This window comes from Burkholderia sp. Ac-20392 (genome assembly GCF_017104585.1).
GTDB classification, from domain to species: domain Bacteria; phylum Pseudomonadota; class Gammaproteobacteria; order Burkholderiales; family Burkholderiaceae; genus Burkholderia; species Burkholderia lata.
In genome coordinates, this window is sequence record NZ_JAAGPB010000759.1 from 1 (window position 1) to 2,794 (window position 2,794).

Genomic DNA, 2,794 nt, shown 5'->3' on the forward strand with positions numbered 1-2,794 from the left:
CCGCGAGTACCAGCGGCGCCTCGCGCTGCTGCGCGCCGTGTTGCGGGACTGAGCACCGGGCGCCCGGCTCGCGCGCCGGGCGCCATGGGTCACCCCCTCTTTTCGCTGTCCGTTTTCCGTCCGCGCGGCCGAGCGCCGCGCGGCGGGGACGCCTGCGTGCTGTTTCCGTTCCTGCCGAACCGGTTGCCCGCCCGACGTCGGGGCAACCCTGCGGATCGCATGTGCCGCGGCCGAGACGTCGTTCGCAGTTTCCGCTCATCAAGGAGCACGATCATGGCCAACCTGGCTCAGGCCCGCCCCGACGAGGATCTCGACTTGTCGACGCTCGCCGTTCCCGACCACGCGCGCATGCCGCCCTTTTCGCTGACGATGGCGTGGTGGGCCGTGTGCAGCGCGGTGTTCTACATCGTCGTGGGCGCCACGCTCGCGCTCACCTACGGCGCGCGCAACGCGCTGATCGGGATGGCGCTGTCGGTCGTGTCGTACGGCCTCGTCAACACGATCATCAGCCGCTATGCGATCCGCACGGGACTCTCGGTCGCGCTGTTCTCGCGCGTGCTGTTCGGCAGCGCCGGCGCGGCGCTCGCGACGCTGATCTTCTTCGCGACGGCGATCTACTACGCGGTGTTCGAAGGCTCGGTGATCGCGGTTGCCGCGCATCACCAGTTTCCGGCGCTCGACTACAAATGGGCCGCGCTGATCGTCGTCTGCTACAGCGTGCCGCTCGTGTTCGGCAGCGTGCAGCACTGGCTCGACAAGTTCAACGGCGTGCTGCTGCCGTTCTACCTGCTCGGGCTGCTCGCGGCGGTCGGGCTCGCGACGGCCGAATACGGCTACAACGCGGCCTGGCTCGATTTCGGGCCGGCCGGCAACGTGCCGGCCGGCGGCTGGTGGCACTGCTTCGTCTACTACATGGGCGTGTGGGTGCTGATGATGTTCACGTTCGACTACGCGCGCTTCGGCCGCAAGGAGGACGCGGGTTATCACGGCCGCTTCAACTTCGGGATGCCGTTCTACCTCGTCACGTTTCTCGTCAACGGCGCGGCCGGCATCTATCTCGTCAGCACGATTCCTGGGCTCGGTACGCTCTCCGAAGTATCGGTCGTGCTCGCGCTGCTGAAGCTGATGGGGGTGTGGGGGCTGCTGTTCGTGTGGGTCACGCAATCCCGGATCAACACCGCGAACTACTACCTCGCGACCGTCAACATGCAGGCGTTCTTCCTGAAGGTGGCCGGCCTGCGCGCGCCGAAGTTCGTGTGGGCACTCGTGGTCGGCGCGGTCGTCTATGCGCTGATGATGGCGGACATCTTCTCGCGGATCCTGCAGGCGCTGGCGTATCAGGGCATCTTCGTCGTCGCATGGGTCGGCGTCGCGCTCGCGCACATCCTGTCCGACCGGTACGGGCAGCTCGTCGGCGACGACGTCGAATGCCGCGACGCGCATGTGCCGACCTTCAACCCGGGCGGGCTGACCGCATGGTTCGCCGGCGCGTTCGTTGGACTCGCGCTGAACCAGGCGACGGGGTTCGCCGCGTCGCTGTCGGCGCCCGCGACGTTCGTCGTGTCGTGGGTGGTCTATCGCGCACTGCTGGGCACGGCCAAGCGGACCTGGTTCGTGCGCAATACGTGACGGGACGCCCGCGCGCCGCCGTGCCTCATCCGATCGTCTGCACCGCGTTGCCCTGCGCATCGCGGATCACGGTCTTCTCCACGCGCCAGCGCACGCCGTCGAGCCCGTCGACCGCATACTCGCCGGCGCGCGGCTGCAGCGTGCGGGCCAGCGCCTGCACCGTCGCGTCGGTGAGTTGCAGCGTCAGCGTGCCGTCCTCGTCGGTCACGCCGTTCGCGTCGCCGTGCGCGAACCGCACCGCGCCGTCATGACCGACCAGGCGGAACGGCCGGTCGAACGGCAACCGCAGCGGCAGCAGCGTGACCAGTTCGTCGACCTGCCGCGCGCCGACGGTGATCTCGATCACGGGCGCGCGCAGCAGCCGCTTGCGCGTTTCCCATCCAAGCACGTCGGTGAACAGGTAGCCGCTCGACGAGCCGTCGCGCTGCGTACCGGCGTCGACCGCGGCGCGCACGTCCGCGCGCTCGAGCAGCGACGCGCGGCCGAGATCGGTCACCCATAGCGGCATCTGCGGCAGCAGCGTGTCGAGCAGCGCGCGCGTGCGCCAGCGTTTCGCGGCGCGCTCCTCGTCGAGCGTCAGCCCGACGATCTGCAGGAACGCCAGACTGCCGTGCGGCGTATCGATCGCCGGCAGCTCCGGATCGAATGCGAAACCCATCGAGCAGAGCTGCGTATCGGTATCGAGCGCGATCGGGCCGTTGGCCGTCATCCAGTGACCGTCGTCGAACGCGTTGCCGCTCTGGAACACGTAGCGCGCGAGGTTCTGCAGGAAGCTGAACACCCAGTTCGGCGGTTCTTCGTCGGAGGCGCCGCACGCGACGCGCATCGTCAGCTCGAATCCGAAGCCGCTGACGGCCGGATCATCCGACTCCTTCGCATACAGCTCGGACAGCCCGTACGTGACGAAATGCCAGTGCGGCACGGGCTCCGTGCGCTTCCACACGCTGATCCCGTCGAGCGGATCGCGGCCGCCGAGCCGCCACTTGAGCAGCGTGCCGTAGTGCTTCGGCTCCTGCCCCGGATAGACGCGCGCAAGCGCGCCGTCGATCGCGTCCCAGCCAGGCGCGCTGTCGTCGGCTGCGCCGTCCTGCGGGTCGTGTGAAGCGTCCGTCATGTGGCCCTCTCTCCCGGGTGGTGTCCCGGTGGGTGGTGTCGGTGAGTGCGG

At 68.8% G+C, this 2,794-nt stretch carries 2 protein-coding genes; one reads left to right on the top strand and one right to left on the bottom strand.

Annotated features, from left to right (window positions below; all coding sequences use genetic code 11):
- Positions 1–273 precede the first annotated feature (273 nt).
- Positions 274–1,629 carry an allantoin permease gene (locus G3N99_RS37850; RefSeq protein WP_206124928.1) on the top strand — a complete coding sequence of 452 codons (1,356 nt, stop codon included), beginning with the start codon at positions 274–276 and terminating at the stop codon, positions 1,627–1,629.
- 25 nt (positions 1,630–1,654) lie between these two features.
- Here the strand turns inward: G3N99_RS37850 and G3N99_RS37855 are convergent, their stop codons facing one another.
- Positions 1,655–2,743, bottom strand: a complete 1,089-nt coding sequence (locus G3N99_RS37855; protein ID WP_206124929.1) for a suppressor of fused domain protein — start codon at positions 2,741–2,743, stop codon at positions 1,655–1,657.
- Positions 2,744–2,794 lie beyond the last annotated feature (51 nt).